At 49.6% G+C, this 17,581-nt stretch carries 20 protein-coding genes and 1 tRNA gene; 11 read left to right on the plus strand and 10 right to left on the minus strand.

Features of this window, described 5'->3' with window-relative positions:
• Positions 1-7 precede the first annotated feature (7 nt).
• The gene (gene pstS / locus D082_RS10520) at positions 8-1,144 is read right to left on the minus strand and encodes a phosphate ABC transporter substrate-binding protein PstS (RefSeq protein ID WP_028947713.1); all 1,137 of its coding nucleotides are present in this window, start codon (positions 1,142-1,144) and stop codon (positions 8-10) included.
• Between the two features lie 172 nt (positions 1,145-1,316).
• Positions 1,317-2,327, minus strand: coding sequence for a PstS family phosphate ABC transporter substrate-binding protein (locus tag D082_RS10525; protein WP_028947712.1), 1,011 nt, complete (start codon positions 2,325-2,327; stop codon positions 1,317-1,319).
• A 336-nt stretch (positions 2,328-2,663) separates the two neighbouring features.
• Between D082_RS10525 and D082_RS10530 the strand changes: the two genes are divergently transcribed.
• The 3 genes from D082_RS10530 to rpsN all read left to right on the plus strand — a co-directional run bounded on the left by D082_RS10530 (position 2,664) and on the right by rpsN (position 4,276).
• A complete protein-coding gene (locus tag D082_RS10530) occupies positions 2,664-3,755 on the plus strand; it encodes a pentapeptide repeat-containing protein (RefSeq protein WP_238546697.1) in 1,092 nt (363 codons plus the stop codon).
• Positions 3,756-3,801: 46 nt separating this feature from the next.
• A tRNA-Arg gene (locus tag D082_RS10535) sits at positions 3,802-3,874 on the plus strand.
• A 99-nt stretch (positions 3,875-3,973) separates the two neighbouring features.
• Positions 3,974-4,276: a 30S ribosomal protein S14 gene (gene rpsN / locus D082_RS10540; protein ID WP_028947710.1), complete on the plus strand. Its 303-nt coding sequence runs from the start codon at positions 3,974-3,976 to the stop codon at positions 4,274-4,276.
• Between the two features lie 479 nt (positions 4,277-4,755).
• Here the strand turns inward: rpsN and D082_RS19050 are convergent, their stop codons facing one another.
• Both D082_RS19050 and D082_RS19055 read right to left on the minus strand, forming a co-directional pair.
• On the minus strand, positions 4,756-5,046 hold the full coding sequence (locus D082_RS19050; RefSeq protein ID WP_304413398.1) for a transposase: 291 nt from the start codon (positions 5,044-5,046) through the stop codon (positions 4,756-4,758).
• A gap of 77 nt (positions 5,047-5,123) precedes the next feature.
• Positions 5,124-5,255, minus strand: a complete 132-nt coding sequence (locus D082_RS19055) for a hypothetical protein (RefSeq protein WP_238546698.1) — start codon at positions 5,253-5,255, stop codon at positions 5,124-5,126.
• 288 nt (positions 5,256-5,543) lie between these two features.
• Between D082_RS19055 and D082_RS10550 the strand changes: the two genes are divergently transcribed.
• From D082_RS10550 to D082_RS10560, 3 genes are read left to right on the plus strand one after another with little or no spacing between them, the layout of a single operon-like run.
• On the plus strand, positions 5,544-6,104 hold the full coding sequence (locus tag D082_RS10550) for a sigma-70 family RNA polymerase sigma factor (protein ID WP_028947708.1): 561 nt from the start codon (positions 5,544-5,546) through the stop codon (positions 6,102-6,104).
• Positions 6,094-6,471, plus strand: coding sequence for a hypothetical protein (locus tag D082_RS10555; protein WP_238546699.1), 378 nt, complete (start codon positions 6,094-6,096; stop codon positions 6,469-6,471). Before D082_RS10550 ends, D082_RS10555 begins: the two co-directional genes overlap by 11 nt.
• Positions 6,472-6,527: 56 nt before the next feature.
• Positions 6,528-7,034: a Spy/CpxP family protein refolding chaperone gene (locus tag D082_RS10560; protein ID WP_238546700.1), complete on the plus strand. Its 507-nt coding sequence runs from the start codon at positions 6,528-6,530 to the stop codon at positions 7,032-7,034.
• A 20-nt stretch (positions 7,035-7,054) separates the two neighbouring features.
• Here D082_RS10560 and D082_RS10565 read toward each other — a convergent pair whose 3' ends face one another.
• From D082_RS10565 to D082_RS10580, 4 genes are all read right to left on the minus strand, one after another.
• The gene (locus D082_RS10565) at positions 7,055-8,521 is read right to left on the minus strand and encodes an FAD-binding domain-containing protein (RefSeq protein ID WP_193386660.1); all 1,467 of its coding nucleotides are present in this window, start codon (positions 8,519-8,521) and stop codon (positions 7,055-7,057) included.
• 31 nt (positions 8,522-8,552) lie between these two features.
• On the minus strand, positions 8,553-9,038 hold the full coding sequence (rimI, locus tag D082_RS10570; RefSeq protein WP_028947704.1) for a ribosomal protein S18-alanine N-acetyltransferase: 486 nt from the start codon (positions 9,036-9,038) through the stop codon (positions 8,553-8,555).
• The gene (locus tag D082_RS10575) at positions 9,038-9,466 is read right to left on the minus strand and encodes a hypothetical protein (RefSeq protein ID WP_028947703.1); all 429 of its coding nucleotides are present in this window, start codon (positions 9,464-9,466) and stop codon (positions 9,038-9,040) included. The genes rimI and D082_RS10575 overlap by 1 nt, the downstream gene beginning before the upstream one ends.
• Before the next feature lie 108 nt (positions 9,467-9,574).
• Entirely contained in the window at positions 9,575-10,912 is a 1,338-nt protein-coding gene (locus D082_RS10580; RefSeq protein ID WP_028947702.1) for an NAD(P)/FAD-dependent oxidoreductase, read from the minus strand.
• A 338-nt stretch (positions 10,913-11,250) separates the two neighbouring features.
• Here D082_RS10580 and D082_RS10585 point away from each other — a divergent pair, with 338 nt between their 5' ends.
• The 5 genes from D082_RS10585 to D082_RS10605 all read left to right on the plus strand — a co-directional run bounded on the left by D082_RS10585 (position 11,251) and on the right by D082_RS10605 (position 15,569).
• Positions 11,251-12,216 (plus strand): o-succinylbenzoate synthase, encoded by a 966-nt coding sequence (locus D082_RS10585; RefSeq protein ID WP_028947701.1) that lies wholly within the window; start codon positions 11,251-11,253, stop codon positions 12,214-12,216.
• 46 nt (positions 12,217-12,262) lie between these two features.
• The gene (locus D082_RS10590; protein ID WP_028947700.1) at positions 12,263-12,778 is read left to right on the plus strand and encodes a thioesterase family protein; all 516 of its coding nucleotides are present in this window, start codon (positions 12,263-12,265) and stop codon (positions 12,776-12,778) included.
• A gap of 151 nt (positions 12,779-12,929) precedes the next feature.
• On the plus strand, positions 12,930-14,171 hold the full coding sequence (locus tag D082_RS10595) for a DUF445 domain-containing protein (protein ID WP_038530744.1): 1,242 nt from the start codon (positions 12,930-12,932) through the stop codon (positions 14,169-14,171).
• 139 nt (positions 14,172-14,310) lie between these two features.
• Positions 14,311-14,919, plus strand: a complete 609-nt coding sequence (locus tag D082_RS10600; RefSeq protein WP_028947698.1) for a DUF3038 domain-containing protein — start codon at positions 14,311-14,313, stop codon at positions 14,917-14,919.
• Between the two features lie 20 nt (positions 14,920-14,939).
• Positions 14,940-15,569 (plus strand): DUF4335 domain-containing protein, encoded by a 630-nt coding sequence (locus D082_RS10605; RefSeq protein ID WP_255356951.1) that lies wholly within the window; start codon positions 14,940-14,942, stop codon positions 15,567-15,569.
• A gap of 385 nt (positions 15,570-15,954) precedes the next feature.
• Here D082_RS10605 and D082_RS10610 read toward each other — a convergent pair whose 3' ends face one another.
• Both D082_RS10610 and D082_RS10615 read right to left on the minus strand, forming a co-directional pair.
• On the minus strand, positions 15,955-16,668 hold the full coding sequence (locus D082_RS10610; RefSeq protein ID WP_028947696.1) for an SIMPL domain-containing protein: 714 nt from the start codon (positions 16,666-16,668) through the stop codon (positions 15,955-15,957).
• Between the two features lie 46 nt (positions 16,669-16,714).
• On the minus strand, positions 16,715-17,563 hold the full coding sequence (locus tag D082_RS10615) for a prohibitin family protein (protein WP_028947695.1): 849 nt from the start codon (positions 17,561-17,563) through the stop codon (positions 16,715-16,717).
• Positions 17,564-17,581 lie beyond the last annotated feature (18 nt).

Here is a 17,581-nt window from a genome sequence, read left to right on the forward strand (position 1 = left end):
GACTGAACTATTTCAGGGTGATAGTGTAATCAGGGGAAATTTTGTCAGCGGCGGCGGCCACCTTTTCCCGCACATTTTGGGGCAGGGGCACATAACCCAAAGCAGGGGCCATGGTTTGACCTTCATTCAGACCAAATTCCACCATTGCTTCCATGCCCTTGGCCTTGTCCGCATCAGCATACTGGGGATAGAGCAACATCCAGGTATAGGTAACAATGGGATAGGATTCCGCCCCAGCCGGGTTAGTGATGAATTCCCGTAGGTTTTCTGGCAGTTCCACTGCGGCCAATGTGGCCGAAGCATTTTCATCGGTGGGCACCACAAACTGTCCATCCTTATTCTGCAAGCTAGCCATAGTCAGGTTATTGTTGGTGGCATAGCCATATTCAACATAGCCAATGGCCCCTTCGTTTTGTTGAATGCCAGCGGTTACCCCTTCGTTGCCTTTACCACCAATGAATTTACCTTTACTGGTAGGCCACTCTACGGTTTTACCTTCGCCGATGGTCTCTTTGAATTCGGGGCTCATGGCGGCCAAGTTCATGGTAAAAACGGCCGTGGTACCACTACCATCGGAACGGTGGACCACAGTGATAGGTTGATTGGGCAGAGTTAAATCGGGATTATCCGCCACTAATTTGGGGTCATTCCAGTTGGTAATATTGCCCAACATGATGCCCGCTAAGGTTTCCTGGGATAACTTCAATCCTTCGACTCCAGGCAGATTGTAGGCCATGACAATGCTACCGGCGGTCATGGGGAGCATGATGACTTCACCATTAATCTTGGCGATTTCTTCGTCATCCATAGCCACGTCACTGGCACCAAAATCAACGGTTTTAGTCATGAATTGCTCTACCCCGGCCCCACTACCCACGGATTGATAGTTGACTTCCAGATTAGGTACAGCTTGGTTCAGGGCCACAAACCATCCTTGATAGAGGGGAGCGGGAAAACTAGCACCGGCACCGGTCAAAGAAACTTTACTGGCAAAAGCATCTGCGGCGGTAGAATCACCACTACCGGTTTGGGCTGTGTCACCACCGCCACCACCACAGGCCGCCAAACTAACGGCTAGGGCTAGGGCAGAAGCCTTGGGCAACAGGCCCTTGGACAACTTTTTAATCTGCTTGAAAGTAGTCATGGATGTGTTCTCGACGCGGATTTTTGTAATCTGGCTAAACAGTTGCTCATGATACATTTATTAAGCCAGACCATGGTAAAGACAAGGTTAAGGTCTATGGAATTCGGATTTCCTTGTTTTGAATCCCTAATACTCTGACCTTAGCGAGGGTTATGGATCTTAATTTTTTGCCCTACTCGAATGAAGCCTGTTTCTTTAGCAATTCCCCAATAGTCAGGTCCATAACGCTTTTCCCTTCGAATACCGTTCCCACTTCTCCTTTGTTGAAGCTGATTTTACCCAAATCGTAGGCTTCCTGGGGGAGGGGAATATAACCAACACTGGTGGCGGTGGTGGAAGCATTGGCGAGATAAAAATCAATAAATTCCCGCAGAGCTGGATTTTCCTGGGCCTTGGTGGCGTTGACGTAAATAAATAAAGGACGGGATAGGGGTTGATACTCAGATTTTTCCACCGTTTCCCGGGAGGGTAGTACTGGGCCTTTACCTTGATCCACAGCAATGGCTTTCAACTCATCGGTGTGAGCTTCGTAGTAGGCAAAGCCAAAATATCCCAGGGAATAAACATCTTGAACTACCCCTTGCACTAAAATGTCATCATCTTCACTTTTTAGGCTATCAAGACGACTGGCCCCAGCTTGCCCAACGATCGCCTCGGTGAAATAGTCAAAGGTGCCAGAATCTTCGCCGGGGGAATAGAGATTAATGGGTTGATCGGGAAATTCAGGACGAACTTGGTTCCAGCGGGTCAAGGTTTTTTCGGCGGCCGGCTCCCAAATGCGTTTCAGTTCTTCGACGGTCAAACTATTGAGCCAGTCATTGTTGGGATTGCTGACTACGGTGATGGCATCAAAGGCAATGGGCAATTCCACGTACCTAACTTGGTTGTTATTGCACAATTTCATCTCCTCCTTATTTATGGGACGGGATGCATTGGTAATATCGGTTTTTCCTTCGCAAAATGCCCTAAAGCCCCCGCCGGTGCCCGAAAAGGCCACATCGATCGCCACTTCTTCTTTGCCCATGGAATAATCTTTCACAATTGCTTCAGTGATGGGATAAACCGTACTAGAACCATCGATGGCGATCGGCTGACTGGTCTGAGATGGTGTGCAAGCGGAAATTCCCAGCAAGAGCAAAGCTACAGGGGCAATGCGCCGGCTCAATTGACGTAAACCAAACATTCTTCCTTCTCCGCCCCTAGGGTGGTCAATTTTGATTAGCCGTTAACGGTAGCTTGGGGCATCCATCAACATTTTCGTATATTAAGGCGGGCCCGCATGGTTGAAGGTTAAGCCCTAGTAAAGGTTTGGTTAAAGGGCTACAGGGGTTGTTTTTGCCTACGTTTCGGCGCTTAAATTTGTTTGAAGAGAAACCAACTAACCAATTTGCAATCTGGTCTTTTAGGCAAAAGTGGTCGCACTCCATGGGCAATGGGTGACTTTCAGCCACAGCATCGGCCCAGGGGACTTTTTGCTCCGATTAACCTAGACTTGAGAAAAAAGCTGATTTCTGTAACTATGGCGACTTTTTCCTCCCTCGAAATTTTCAATCCCCATGTTCCAGCTATGGCCTTGGAGGCAGATTTCCATTGGCAGACCCAGGGAGAGAAAGGCCATCTAGCATTGACTTTAACGCCCCAAGCTGACGGCCAATGGTTGTCACTGTTGGGAGGAAAACTGCGCTTTTGGCTACGGGGCATAGATTTAACGGTCCAAGGGGAGGGAGCCACCATCAACAATGGTCAAAACTTTTTTAATGCGGGGGAGATAATTTTTAAGCCGGAAACCCTTTCGCCTCAAATCGTTAATGTTGATATTACTCTGGCTGAACAGTGGGCCCGTCTACAAGTGGAAGTTAAAGCTGAAGCTCGACAGGTGGCGATCGCCGAAACCCAAAGCCTGTGGCCAGCGGATTTGAGTCCAAACCAATTGGCCATTGCCGATCGCCTCTTAGCAAAATTTTTGGCGGAAGCTTACTTAACGCCGGCCCTTTGTTGGGGTCAATGGCTCCTAAGTAAATCAGCGGACTCTGACCCTCAAATTCCCTGGCAACCTCTGTACGATATCGAAAATCATCAAGCCGTAACCGAAGCAAACACCATTAGCCTTGGCGATCGTCTGCGTTTGGCGATCAATTCCCCTCATTTGGATTGCCTTGCCCTGGGTAAATTAGTTGGTTTAGACCCGCAACGGGATTTGGCCGGCGGCAAATTTGTTGGTGCAGACCTCAATGGCATTGATCTGGGTAACAGCCAACTTATGGACAGCAACTTCCGGGGAGCCATCCTCACGGACAGTGACCTGAGCCACGCCGATCTCCGTTGTGGTAACTTTCGGGGCGCAGACCTGAGTGGCGCCTATCTAGAAGGGGCTAATCTCCACCAGGCTGATTTCCGTAAAAGTAGTTTAGCCCTAGCAACTCTAATCGGTACAGATCTACGGGGAGCAGATTTGCGGGGAGCCACCCTCCAAAACGTTAACTTCAGCGGCGCCAAGGTGGAAAATTTGCAGTTTGGCGACAATCCAGGGCTGACCCCCACTCAAGAAGCCTGGTTGTTGGAAAATGGTGCACAGTTGACTTCCGAATCGGTGCAAGAAATGTTACGCTGATAGCTGGTGAAAATTCTGTTCCCAGAGAGAAAAACAACCAAAAATTGGACACGTAGCTCAGTGGATAGAGCATCAGGTTCCGGTCCTGAGGGTCGGGGGTTCGAATCCCTCCGTGTTCGTCTGATCGGTGATTTCAGTCCTTTAGCCCCTGTCCCCTAAACGGTGTGATAGAATCAGGATTGCTCAATTTTAGACTAAAGAAATAAAGTTAAACCCCGATGGCAAAAAAATCCATGATCGAGCGGGATAGGCGTCGTAGCCGCTTGGTAGCAAAATATGCTGCTAAACGGGAAGCGCTCAAAGAAGAATTCCGTCAAGCTGAAACCCTAGAAGACAAATTAGCTGTCCACCAAAAATTGCAGGATTTACCCCGCAATAGCGCTCCTAACCGTCGCCGCAACCGCTGTCAGGTTACAGGTCGCCCCCGTTCATACTACCGGGACTTTGGCCTTTGCCGTAATGTTTTGCGGGAATGGGCCCACCAAGGTCTTCTGCCCGGTGTAACAAAATCTAGCTGGTAGCATCCACCACTTGGCTGTGGCCAGTGGCAACGTTTTGACCGTCTCTAGTCGCTACCAGTTGCTAAATGTAGAAATAGTCGGAGCATGAGTTGCTCATTAGTGACCGTTATTACAAATTAATTATCTGATTCTACAGAGGGCTGCACAGAAGAAAACTTGCGCCCTCTATTTTTTTCTGAATTTCCTCTATCGGCAGTGACCCCGCTCCAAAGACGACTCCCTGTAATCCCTAAGTCCACATTGACATCCATCCCGTGGCTAAAACCATAGGATTGCTACGAAGCAAACAGATTTAACTGAATAGCTTTTCGGTGGGTTGACACTTCAAAGGATGGCGCTACCGAAGTGTTCCTATGCTTTCCTCCATGTCCGTTTAAAGTCTCCGAATGCTCTCCGGTAACCAGCACATTTTTTGCGGCATTTATATCTTTATCCTGGTTCGCACCACAGAAAAAGCAAGTCCATTCCCTGACAGAGAGTTATTTTTTGCGACCCATTGCACCACAACGGGAACAGCGTTGAGAAGTCGGTTCCCAACGGGAGATTACCCGGAAGTCCCTACCATACGTTTCTGCTTTGGCAGAAAACATTGTTCTAAAACAACGCCAACCCAGGTCAGAGATGGCACGGGAGAGACGACGATTTTTCAACATCCCGGCGGTGTTCAAATCCTCCAGAATCACTGTTTGGTTCTCACGAATTAATCGGGTGGGTGGTTTATGTAAAAAGTCAGCACGGGTATCTTTCACTTTGGCGTGAATTTTGGCAATCCTTAATCGTGTCTTTTCCCGTCGTTTACTCCCATTCTGTTTATGGGCAAGATTACGTTAGCATTTCTTAGGTCGCTTCAACTTTGCCTTTCCTCCATCTGTTCGCATTGAGTCAATCTACCCGCAAGTTCATTGTAGGAAGGAAGTTTATCCAATTCCTTACAAAAAGCTAAGGCGTCATTGAAAACTACCTGCACACAATCGAACAATTGAGCTAAACTTCGTTGCTTTTGGTCTGTGGGATGGAATCAGCACCTATACCTTAACTCTACGTTGTTATTCTACGAGGAAATTAAAGCCGTCCCGAAGGACAGGGTTTAAAACCCTTTTTTTGATAAAAAATTTTTTCAACCTTGCTTCCCCTAGCCCAAGAAAAATCGGGTCACCATTGAACCTTGAGCAAACCCATTGGGTCTAAACCCCCGTAACCGCCAAAGAGGTAGGTTTTGTTGGTTAAGCCCTTAGTCAATCCAGCAATGGGGGAAAACGAGACCAGTATTATCCGGCAAAGTCAGCAGGGTGATGCGGAGGCTTTTCGTCAACTCTATCGCCGGTACCAAGCTAAAGTCCGTTCCACCCTCTATCAACTCTGTGGACAGCATCAATTAGATGATCTAGTTCAGGAGGTGTTTTTGAGGGTTTGGAAGGGATTGCCCAAACTCCGCAATCACAATTTTTTTGCCACCTGGATTTATCGCATTACTTGGAATGTGGCCCAGGATGCCCGCAAACAATTGGGGCGATCGCGCCAACGGATTCACCAACCGAGTATTGCCCCGACCGACAACGAAGGAGAAATTTCCTTACAATTGTCTCGGCCAGAGGACAGCCCCGATTTGTTGCAACTCCATTACCAAGATTTGGTGCAACAGGGTTTAGCTGAGCTCAGTTTTGAGCATCGGACTGTGTTGGTGCTCCATGATCTCGAAGATCTGCCCCAAAAAACCATTGCGGAAATACTTAATTTGCCGGGGGGGACGATCAAATCTCGTTTATTCTATGCCCGGCGAGCCATGCGTGAATTCTTGCAACAACAGGGAGTTCAAGATGTCTTTTAACACCGATCAGGAGACAAAGCTGAAGCATTTTTTGCAAGCCCATTGCCCTGGAGTTCCCGCTGCGTCACCAGCACTAGAAGACCAAATTTTGCAACGGATCAAACAATGTCCCCGCCGCTCCTTGGCCTCTAGTTTATCCTGGCAATGGCTGGGGGGAGGAATGTTACTCCTAGGCCTAGTGGGGGTTGGAATCTTTAGTTGGCGATCGCCGATGCAAACGGCCGAGGAACCGAATATGGCCGAACTGGAAGCCTTTCTCCAGGAAACTTGGTCTGGCTCCATCTACCCCGACAGCGTCAATGGTGTGGAATCTGCCGATGGTGCTAACCAGGATTGGTGGTTACTAAGCGATCCCCCACGGGAATAAGACAGTTTGTACTTTTAAATCACTTTTCAGTTAATTTTCCGAGGAACTTGTTCACAATGAAAAACATTATTATCGCCAGTCTGCTCAGCGGCTTAGTTTGTACTGTCAGCACTATGCCCGCCATGGCCCAAAATCAAAATCTGGATTTACATTGGCAAAGTGGCGATGCCAGCGAGCAGTTGCTAGCCCAATGGGGCTGGGGTAACAAAAAAGGTGGCCAGGGCCAGTGGATGGAATCCCTTGATTTAACCGATAGTCAAAAACAACAACTGGAAGCCATTCGCCAAAAATATCAAGGTCAAATGCAATCCCTGTCGGAGCAAATGCGTACTAGCCAGAATGAGTTACGTACTCTAATGTCTGGCAATGGCAGTGACAGCGAAATTCGAGCTAAACACAATCAGGTGGCCAATTTACGACAACAACTGGGGGAACTGCGCTTCAATAGTATGTTGGAAAGCCGTCAAGTGTTGACCCCGGAACAACGGCAAAAATTTTCCGAGTTAATGCAGGAACGTCGCAATAGTCGTCAAGGCCGCCGGGGCATGGGCAACCAACAATAAGTCAGCCAATAAATCAGCGATTATTTGACCAATTGATAACGGCGTTTAAATTCCCGTTGTTGCTGATTGTGATCCACTACTGGATCTGGATAATTGACCGATCGCCGTGACCCGGGGGTGAGTTTACCGGTTAACAAATCTCCTGTGTCAAACCGGGCCAACTGGGGCAACCAAGTGCGGATATATTCCCCCTCCGGGTCAAACTTCTGGGCTTGGGTATGGGGGTTAAAAATCCGTAGGGGTTTGGGGTCCATACCGCTGGAAGCACTCCACTGCCAGCCCCCATTATTAGCCGCTAAGTCACCGTCGTATAGGGTCTGCATAAAATACAGCTCTCCCCATTGCCAATTGAGAATTAAATCCTTGGTTAAAAAACTAGCCACAATCATGCGGCAACGATTGTGCATCCAGCCAGTCTGGTTTAACTGAGTCATGGCCGCATCGATAATTGGGTAACCGGTTCTGCCTTCACACCAGGCTTGGAAATGGTCTTGGTTTTCTTCCCAGGGAAATTCCTTGAACGGCGATCGATAGGGGCCTTGGGCTAATTCAGGAAAGCTGTAGAGGCAGTGTTGGTAAAATTCCCTCCAGGCCAATTCTTGTTGCCAGGTTTCAATGTTGGCTCGGGCTTCCTCGCTGCGACTTTGCTCCCAAGCTTCTAGGGTGGCTTGCCACAGGGTTCGGGGAGAAATCACTCCAAATTTGAGGGCAGCGCTCAGTTGGGATGTGCCATCCAGGGCTGGAAAATTACGATTTTGCTGATATTCTTCCAACCCGTGGGTCGTAAACCAAGCCAATCTTTGCTGGGCTGCGTCTTCCCCAGGTTCCAAAAGTAGAGGTTTTTCCCACACAAAACCCAGCTCCCTTAATTGGGGCAGATTCTGGAGTCCTAGAGATTTGAGTTTTTCCTTTTCTGTTGGACTCAAACCCTGCAAATCCTTGGGAGTAGGCACAGGGCTAGGTTTGGGTAACTGGCGCCAATTTTTCCAAAAGGGAGTATAAACCGTATAGGCATTGCCCGTTTGGGTTAACACTTGTCCTGGATGATGAAGCAGTTGATCCCATTCCGTGGCGATCGCCAAACCCTGTGCCCTGAGAGCCTGGGCCACTGCCAAATCCCGTTGCTGGGCGTAGGGTTCCGTATCCAAAGTCCAAGTAACGGTATGGACTCCAAGGGTGGTGGCTAATCTAGGTAACAACTGCACCGGATCTGCTTGGAAGATCAATAATTGACTGCCCAGGTGCTGGTAATGATTCTGCAAAGATTCTAGGCAACCGAGCAGGTAAGCTACCCGAGCTGGGGCCATATCCTCCGCTTGAAGAATTTTGTTATCTAAGCAAAAGACCCCGACAATTTTGGCGGTTTTCCGTCGGGCGTTGGCCAAAGCTAAATGATCATGGAGGCGTAAATCCCGACGATGCCACAGCAAAATCAAAGGATGGTCAGACTGGTCAGACATGGGCAACAAAATCGACAGCCTTCCCATTGTGCCCCCTTACCCTCTCCTCCAACTAGGGTTATGTCAGCGGGACGGGCAAAATTAATCGATTTTTCCAGAGAATCAGCGCATCTTCTCCGTCGGGATAGTAACGTTTTCTGCACCCAGCCCGTTGAAACCCAAATTGACGGTAAAGCCCAATGGCAATCTCGTTAGAGGCCCGCACTTCTAGGGTGGCTCGCTCCAATTGCCGGCGACTTGCCTCTGCCAAGAGGGACTGGAGCATCATTTTCCCCAATCCTTTACCCCGATGTTCCTGGGCCACAGCCAGCAGAGTGATATGAGCTTCTTCTAAAATTTGCCAAAAGCACCCCATGGCCACCAGGTATCCCCCGGTCATTGAGCGAATTCCTAGCAAAACACCATTTTCACTGTCCCATTCCCGCTCATAGCCCGCCAGGGTCCACATTTCTCCCAAGCACTGACTATCCAACTGGGCAAACTGGGGCAAATCTTCCCTATGGGGATAAAAAAGGTCATACCCGGAGCAAGGCGCTGTAACCATCAGGTTGCCACCTGTTCTTGCAGTTTTAGTTCCAACTCCTTCAACTGTTGCCGTTGGGTTTCCAATTCGATTTGTCGTTTGGTCAATTCCAAATTTTTAGCAGCCATTTCCTGTCGCCAGGCTTCCACCCTTCTTTTTTCTTGCTTCACCAGAGAAGAGAGAGTTTGGTCGGGGGCTAAGCCATTGGTATTGGGGACAATTTCCAAAATTTCCATTAGCCAATCTAGGCCATCCCGAATCTGCTCCACCCGCTGGTCAGGATCAGTTTGTACCAACACCAATGCCCCTGCTTGCCAACGGCCTATATCCTCCAAAGGCAGAGTAAAACTATCCCTTTGCCAACATTGATGGCTCTGGTAACTGGCCAAAACCAAAAGCTGATGGCAATTTTTCTGCTCGTCAATGGTAATTTGGGCGAGATGTAGCATTATTTTCCCAGGCTGAGGCCCATGGCCCTGTTTTCCACAGTTTAACTAAATTGGCTGGGCAAGCCATGGTCCAGTTTACCGAATTTTTTCCCCTGACCCTGTAACGTTTCACGGGCGCACTAATTCCTTGTTCTTGCCCACAGTGGACAGTGGTTGGTGATGAACAGTATCGGTAATTAAGCGTGCTCCTCGGCCTCTGGTAAAATAATTCCAGCCCCACTGCAACATGACAATTAACTTATTGTCGAATTCAATCAGATAGTAAACGTGGGCCCATACCCAAATCATCCAAGCCACTAGGCCTGTAAATTGGGCAAAACCTAGGTCCACCACAGCTTTGTTCTGGCCAATCACCGCCAAACTACCGTAATCGGTGTAGTAAAAGGGAAGAATTTCCCGTTGTTTTAAACGGGCGGGAATCAGTTCAGCAAGGTAGGCCGCCTGCTGCATGGCAACGGGGGCCACTCCTGGCAAGGGTCGATCGCCTTGGTGGGAATAATTGGCCAAATCCCCTAACACGAAGATATTGTCAAAACTAGCCACGCTCAAATCAGGGTTTACCATCACCCGACCGGCCCGGTCTAGCTCAGCGCCGGTACGATCACCAATGACTTTACCAAGGCTCGAAGCCCTTACCCCAGCAGCCCAGAGTACCGTTTTGCCCACAATGGTTTCCGATTGATCACCGTTATACACTGTCACTTGCTCCGGGGTAATGTCGGTGACCATTCTTTCGGTCAATACTGTCACCCCCAGGTCTTCCAAGTCCCGTTGGGCCCGGGCGGAAAGTTGGGGTTTATAGGGGGGCAAAACCCGGTCCACCCCTTCAATTAACAAAATTTTTGCCTGCCGGGTGTCGATGCGGTGGAAGTTATCCTTGAGGGAACTATGGGCAATTTCGGCGATCGCCCCGGCCAATTCCACCCCCGTGGGGCCAGCTCCGACAATAACGAAGGTTAGCCAAGCCTGTTGTCGCTCTGGATCACTTTCCTTTTCCGCCGCTTCAAAAGCAGCAAAAATCCTTTGGCGCATAGTCAAAGCATCTTCAATGGTTTTTAACCCCGGTGCCAGGGCGGCCCAGTGGTCATTGCCAAAGTAATGATGACTCACCCCGGTGGCCACCACTAACCAGTCGTAGGCGATGGGGGGATGATCCTTGAGCACCACTTTTTGCTTATCGGGGTCAATGTCAACCACTTCATCCATTAACACCTGGACATTTTTTTGCCCCTTTAGTACTCCCCGCAATGGGGAGGCAATGTCCGCTGGGGAAAGGCTCCCTGTGGCTACTTGGTACAATAGAGGTTGGAAAAGATGGAAGTTACGTTTGTCGATTAGGGTGACTTCCACCGGCGATCGGCGTAAATGTTTCGCAGTGTAAAGACCGGCAAAGCCGCCCCCCACAATAACCACATGGGGACGACGGGGGGAGCTGGGGGCATTCATTGGGAATGGCAAAGTTATTACAATTTGTTAATGATAATCAGTTCTCCAAAGATTGCCAGTAATGGTTGCTACCAAAATTTCCCTAGCGCCGTATTTTGCTATATATTTTTAATATTTTCACAAGTTAAAAGTGATAGAGGTGCCAATACTAATATCTGGCGACTAATGCGGTCAATATTGACAATAAATCGAGACTAAAATAGTCGAACCATTATCAAAGGAGAGGCACTCAACGGAACTCCAATCAAGTTGAAAAATAGCAAATATTGACAGAAGAATTTCCCTACTCAGATCAATACTAGGTCAGCCTTGCTCTTAGCCAAGCCAACTTCTTCCCCATGGGCAAATCCTATCAAGTTAACTTTTATCCCTACAATTTTTCTTTACCCAGCCCGGTGGTGACCGCCCACGGTACTTGGCGACAGCGCCAAGGATTGATTGTTCAGTTAGCCGATCGCCAGGGCAGAGTTGGCCGGGGGGAAATTGCTCCCTTACCCTGGTTTGGCACAGAAGATCTGGCCAGTGCCACTAACTTTTGCCGCAATCTCCATGGTCAGATCAGCCCCGAGCAAATTGGAAAAATTGGCGATCGCCTGCCCTGTTGTGGGTTTGCTTTTGGTTCAGGGGAGTGGGAGGTGAATGGAAAAGGTTTGGTCGAACTGCCCTTAAATCCCCTCAGCTATTGTCAACTATTGCCGACGGGAAAAAAGACCTTAGATTACCTAACCTCAGGGCAAAAGCTAACCGCCAGTACTGTTAAATGGAAAATTGCTGTGAATGATTTCCCGACGGAACGGGATTTATATCTACAACTCTTGGACCAATTAGAGCAATGCCCCGGGGAGATAAATTTGCGACTGGATGCCAACGGTGGTTTGGACTTAGCCATTGCCCAACAATGGTTACAACTGCTCGATCGCCAAAGGGAAAATACTTCAGTGAAAGTGCAATACCTGGAGCAACCCCTACCTGCTGGGGAAATTGACGATATTTTTCGACTACAGCGAAATTTTGTCACCCCCATTGCCCTGGATGAAGCGGTGTGTAGCCTGTCCCAGCTCCAAGCACTTTACGATCGCCATTGGCCAGGAATTTACATTCTCAAAGCGGCCATCATGGGTGATCCGAGAACCCTAGCAGATTGGTTGAATAAACATCCCATTCCCGCCATTTTCTCCTCCGTCTTCGAAACGGCGATCGCCAGGCATCAGGTTTTAACCCTAGCCCAACGGTGGAACTTACCAGACCATGCCGTTGGCTTTGCTCCCCCCAGGGAACCGATTATAGAGGCCACCCCAGACTAGGTATGATGGGGATCAGCTCTGTTTAACGCTCTCTATTAAATTGATTGTGAGTGATTCTCCCAAGCCCCAACTCCCCCCAGGCCCCCAAGGTGACCATAGCCTAGTGCCCCGACCGGAACTGCAAGCTGTGACCGAAAAGTGGTTTGAGATTATGGTCCGGGTACAACCCCACCACACTGATTACGGCGGCGTTGTTTGGCACGGCACCTACCTGACCTGGTTAGAAACCGCCCGGGTGGAATGTTTACGATCCGTTGGCGTAGATTTTGCTGACTTGGTCAAGCTAGGTTGCGATTTGCCTGTGGTTCATTTGGGTCTGCGCTACCACCGTCCCATCCGCCTGGGACAAACGGCCGTAGTTAAGGTGCAAATGCAAGAAATTGAGAAAGTGCGGCTGGAATGGCAAAATCAGGTTGTTTGCTTAGAAACAGGAGAACTATGCGTCAGCGGCAAAATTACCCTTGTGGCGATCGACCCGGATAAGGGCAAAATCATGCGTCGTTTACCCCCGGCAGTACAGGAACATTTCTTAAAACTGAGGCAATATTTACAAGGTTTCTAACCATGGCATGGAATGGTTTTGAAATTTCATGACTAAAATACTGTGTTTCCATGGCAAGAAACTGTAGTTTTTCTTTTTCCCAATTCCGACCTGAACATAAGTTTCCCCCTGTTCAGTTTGCCCCAGGGAATGCTTCCCGTTGTCTTTGATAATGATTAATTACTCCGTACTCTTCACCCTAGCTTTACCTCCCATTGCCGGGGGAATTATTGGCTATTTCACCAACGATCTAGCCATCAAAATGCTATTTCGTCCCTACAAACCCCTATTCATCGGGCCATACCAACTGCCCTTTACCCCCGGGTTAATTCCCCGCAACCAAGAACGTTTGGCCAAACGGGTTTCCGACACCATTATGGGGTCTTTGTTAACCCCAGAGGAACTCCAGCGGCTGGCCCGTAAGCTACTGCAACGGGAACGGGTGGAAGGGGCTTTGGGATGGTTATTGCAACTAGCGCTGAAACAAATTCGGGAGGATAAACAACAAAAAACCGGCCAAATTCTGGCTAATATTTTGCGGGATTTATTTAGTGAGTCTTTACCCCGCTTACTCAAAGCCCTAGCCCGGCAGGATAATTTTTTATCGGACCAGATTAACCGTATTTTTGACCAAATTCTGCTGGAATTTAGACTGTCGGAATTGCAATCCCGCCAATTTGCTGATTGGTTATTAGGCACAGTTTTACCGCCGGATACAATTCGCTTAGCGTTGGTGGACTTTTTGAGCGATCGCAATATTCAGGTGATTGACGAAGGTTTTCGGGAAAAAACCAGTGGTACCTATTGGGTGGTGGCCAATTTATTTGGGGTGCGTAATTCCCTCACCCGTCTGCGGGCTTTTTGCTTAGAAGAAAAAGAAACGGCCAATTTGCGATTGAAGGAACTATTGCTCTCCTTGGAAATTCGTAACCGTCTGAAAGACTGGTTGCAACAATTGTCTTTGGAAAATTTGCCAGTTTCCACTGTGCGGCAATTGCGGCGGACTACGGGGGAAGTGGTGCGGACCTACATTCGGGAACGGGGGGAACCTTTCCTCAAGGATTTTGGCGAATCGGTGGATTGGGATAATGTGGCGGTGATTATTGTCAATCGCCTCCAGTCCTCCACTGCGGTCACCGGTTCCTTGGGTTTGGTCAGCGAGGAGTTGGCCTCAATTTTGGAGCGGTATTTAGAGGACGATTTGGAAAAACTGGTCAAGCAAATTATTCCCATTTTGGCCATTGACCAGGTAATTATTAACCGGATCAAGGAAACTTCCGCCGCCGATTTGGAAACCGCTGTCCAGGCCATTGTCCGTAGTGAACTCCAGGCCATTGTCAACTTGGGGGGAGTGCTGGGGTTGATCATTGGCGGTCTACAGACTGGCTTTTTCCTAGTCAGCCGTGGTTTTTGATGGGAGTCTGACCCGATGCGATACCATGGTTGGCAGTGTCAGAGTTTAGATCGTTGTTTAGGTCATTCCCTCTGATCCTTTGGTCGCCCTTTTCACTGTTATTTTCCTTTGCCCAACTCAGCCTGTGTTAACTTCGCCCATGTCTGATGCCGCTGTTGTTGTTGAAGAACAGGCCTCTGTGCTAAAAACTTTGCCGGATTTTCCCCTGTCCAATCAGCGGTGCGCCAGCCAATTGCAACAGCGCCTTGATTTACTGTTACTGGCGATCGAGGCGTTGGATGTGGGGGCAGCCTCCAAAATGCTGGCCAGTGCGGAAAGTTTAGGTTTGCAGTCTATTGTTCCCCATGCCCTGGCCCTGTGGCGATTGCGCTGTACTAACCCCTGGCGACGTTCCTACAATCGCACCCTCCTCACCCTGGATCAAGCCAAGGCCCTAACGGCGATCGCCCATTACCAGGCCAAGCCGTTGAATGTGACCATGCGTCAATTGCTCATTGCGGAACGGCAAATGCGGGTTAAACAACTGCCGGTGGGCACTAATTTTTTATTGTCGGATTACCTAGACCAATTCCGTTCCCATTTTGGTAGTCGGATGAATCACCGCCGGGCTAAAGTATCGGTGCTGTTGGCCTCAGAACCGGCCATGGATGATTTTGCGCTGGGTTTGCTGAACCAATTGTTGTTTTGCACTGGCACCATCGGTTTGGAACGTTTATGGATTAGCTTGTTTGACGGAGAAGTGACTTGAATATTCAACGACCCTATCGCTTGCCCAACTGCACCCTTATTCTGGAGGGTATGGCCACTGGCGCCGACCCCAGTTCCGGTAATCAGGATTTACAAATTATCCTCAATGCCCGTTGTCAATTTCTGGGCACCAATCAGAGTTTGGAAGGGGGGCGGGCTTTCCTGGAAGCATTGGCCAAGGCAGTTAATGACTATGCCCAGGGCTGCTTAAGTGGCATTCCCCACCCAGCGGAAACCAAGGGAGAAAATGGGGAATGGGCCGAGTTGACCCCATTACCGGAGCAGGCCTTACACCGTTTAGTCTGGCATCCCCCGGCCGACGAGTCTTCCGAGGCGATCGCCGTTGACCTGAGCACAGTGGAACTATTTGATCTGGTGGAAGCAGTGGACCAATTCATTGGCGATCAGCACACGTTACCGGATTTTTCCCTCACCCTAGAGCCCCTTTCCCGGCGCCACCGTCAACCGGACGAACCCTTTACCCAACGGGCTATTCCGGCCAGCTTGGGAGCTTTGGGCCTGGCATTCTTTGCCCTAGTTATCTATTGGTTGCCCATCCCTGAGATTCGGGAACCGGAAGTAGATTCCGGCAATACTCCCAATTTAGTCCAGCCAGACAATGGCAATCCAACGGATGGCCCTACTCCCTAGCCATTCATGGCACTCAAGTCTCACTAAACACTCAAGCAAACCACCCACAGTCCACAATCATTGTCGTTTTTGTCCGGGTAAAGACGGATACGGCTGGCGGAACGACAGAGCATAGCGTCCATTTTCCATTATCCTCCCTGCAACACCCGTGGGGAAGAATCTGGCCCCGTTACCCAAGCACTGCCATCCCCCGTTGCCCCCTGGTAGTTTTCGAGCCAGGTATCTCTTCACACCATTGCCACACATTACCGCTCATTGATAAGGAACACAGCCCCAAATCCCCCTGCCCCCAACAGTTTTTCCAAATGGTATTGACCAATCCTTTGGCCTGCCATCGCGGCGCAAATGAAGGGATTTGGGTTCACCATGGGCTAAGGGACTGGGGCTAGTAGGCGATTTCTAGGGTTACCGTGGCCTGCACCGTTTGGTCGCCCCCGATGATGGGGGTCGGAGCTGATTCGGCCATGGCGGATGTGGCCACTCCACTGCGAAAAACAGGTACGGGTTGCCCCGGACTGGGGTTGATAACGATGCGGACAATATTTTTAGGAGTCAAATTGAGACTGGACAGCACCACCCGGGCCTGGGCTTGGGCATCGGCAGCGGCGGCCACTAGTGCTTTTTGTTCCGCAACTTTGAGGATTTCAGGGGTGGCAATGAACCGAATGCCATCTATGCGGCTGGCCCCCATCCGCACCGCCTCATCAAGGATTTTTCCCACCTGGTCGCTGGGGTACTGGAAACTGACGGTGTTGGTGCCAATGTACCCCTCCAACCTTCTTTCATTATTGCTGTAAACATAATTGGGTTGCAGTTGAAGCCCCTGGGTTTGCAATTTATCCACCCGTTGACTGCGTAGATATTCCACCAGGCGATTACTCCGGTCGGCGATCGCCGTTTGGACTTGGCCAGCGGTATCAGCTTGAACTTCCACGGTTAATTGGGCTTCGGTAAGGCTAGTGGGAACAGATTCCGAAGCTTGGCCAGTGACAGTGAGCAGTTGTTGCATATCGTTAGCCCCCAGGGGAGAGAGGGGCATAGCGGTCAAAATGGTGCCGGACAGTAACAGCACAGATGCAGAAAATTTAAGTATGCCCATGGTTGACCTCGTTAGAGAATATTTGGAGTGGCAATGCAGAAGGAGCTTAATTGGCAATATCCGTCAGATTAAACATAAAGGGAACCCCAGAACCTTTGCCTTCCCCTCCCATTACTAAAACCTTGGGCATGGGAGCCCCACCTTCCCGCCAGGCTTCGATCGCTTCTTTTTGCAAAACTAACTCACCCCCTTGGGCTTTTAGAGTTTCCGCCAACAAACGTTGGGCTTCCGCTTTCCCCTTAGCTCGATTAATATCCGCCTGGGCCTGTTGTTCTGCTTCCTGAGCGACATACACGGCCCGCTGGGCTCGCTGTTCAGCAATTTGCTTTTCCTCCACTGCCTTGGCAAACTCAGGGGAAAAAGCCAAATCCACCACGCTCGTATCCAGGACAATGATGCCGTATTTTTCTAACCGGGAATTGAGGGCATTGTCAAAATCCTCCTTCAATTCACTTCGTTTAGTGATCGCTTCTTCCACTGTGCGGCGAGCGGCAGCAATTTTAAAAGATTCCTGGGTTTGGGGGGCAATGATTTTAGCCACAATATTTTGCAAAGTGCCCTGGGTCCGGCGAATGGTAACTACCTCCGTGGGATCAAGGCGGAAGTTAATGGCAAAGCTAGCGGACAGATCCTGTAGATCCTTGGTGGAACTTTGGGCCGGCACTTCGAATTTTTGCACCGTCACATCATAAATATCCACCGACGACACTAGGGGTGGTTTGAAATGAATGCCTTCTAGCAAAGCTCCATCCTGGGCCCGCCCCAGCACACTCAGGACCCCGGCTTGCCCTGGGTTAATGACCACAAAGGAGTTGAAACTCAACAGGACTAACAGGGCGGCGATGAGACCACCGACAATGGATTGCCAGCCTTCAAAGGATGGTTGTTTGTTCATAGTACTTGCCCGCCGTCG

Source organism: Synechocystis sp. PCC 6714 (assembly GCF_000478825.2).
Taxonomy (GTDB): Bacteria; Cyanobacteriota; Cyanobacteriia; order Cyanobacteriales; family Microcystaceae; genus Synechocystis.

What these genes read in the sequence shown, in the direction of transcription:
- D082_RS10530 (WP_238546697.1), top strand. Translation starts at nt 2,664, where the DNA reads ATGGCGACTTTTTCCTCCCTCGAAATTTTCAATCCCCATGTTCCAGCT.
- pstS (WP_028947713.1), bottom strand. Translation starts at nt 1,144, where the DNA reads ATGACTACTTTCAAGCAGATTAAAAAGTTGTCCAAGGGCCTGTTGCCC.
- D082_RS10560 (WP_238546700.1), top strand. Translation starts at nt 6,528, where the DNA reads ATGAAAAACATTATTATCGCCAGTCTGCTCAGCGGCTTAGTTTGTACT.
- rpsN (WP_028947710.1), top strand. Translation starts at nt 3,974, where the DNA reads ATGGCAAAAAAATCCATGATCGAGCGGGATAGGCGTCGTAGCCGCTTG.
- D082_RS10610 (WP_028947696.1), bottom strand. Translation starts at nt 16,668, where the DNA reads ATGGGCATACTTAAATTTTCTGCATCTGTGCTGTTACTGTCCGGCACC.
- D082_RS10600 (WP_028947698.1), top strand. Translation starts at nt 14,311, where the DNA reads ATGTCTGATGCCGCTGTTGTTGTTGAAGAACAGGCCTCTGTGCTAAAA.
- D082_RS10580 (WP_028947702.1), bottom strand. Translation starts at nt 10,912, where the DNA reads ATGAATGCCCCCAGCTCCCCCCGTCGTCCCCATGTGGTTATTGTGGGG.
- D082_RS10575 (WP_028947703.1), bottom strand. Translation starts at nt 9,466, where the DNA reads ATGCTACATCTCGCCCAAATTACCATTGACGAGCAGAAAAATTGCCAT.
- rimI (WP_028947704.1), bottom strand. Translation starts at nt 9,038, where the DNA reads ATGGTTACAGCGCCTTGCTCCGGGTATGACCTTTTTTATCCCCATAGG.
- D082_RS10555 (WP_238546699.1), top strand. Translation starts at nt 6,094, where the DNA reads ATGTCTTTTAACACCGATCAGGAGACAAAGCTGAAGCATTTTTTGCAA.
- D082_RS10565 (WP_193386660.1), bottom strand. Translation starts at nt 8,521, where the DNA reads ATGGGAAGGCTGTCGATTTTGTTGCCCATGTCTGACCAGTCTGACCAT.
- D082_RS10585 (WP_028947701.1), top strand. Translation starts at nt 11,251, where the DNA reads ATGGGCAAATCCTATCAAGTTAACTTTTATCCCTACAATTTTTCTTTA.
- D082_RS10615 (WP_028947695.1), bottom strand. Translation starts at nt 17,563, where the DNA reads ATGAACAAACAACCATCCTTTGAAGGCTGGCAATCCATTGTCGGTGGT.
- D082_RS10595 (WP_038530744.1), top strand. Translation starts at nt 12,930, where the DNA reads ATGATTAATTACTCCGTACTCTTCACCCTAGCTTTACCTCCCATTGCC.
- D082_RS10525 (WP_028947712.1), bottom strand. Translation starts at nt 2,327, where the DNA reads ATGTTTGGTTTACGTCAATTGAGCCGGCGCATTGCCCCTGTAGCTTTG.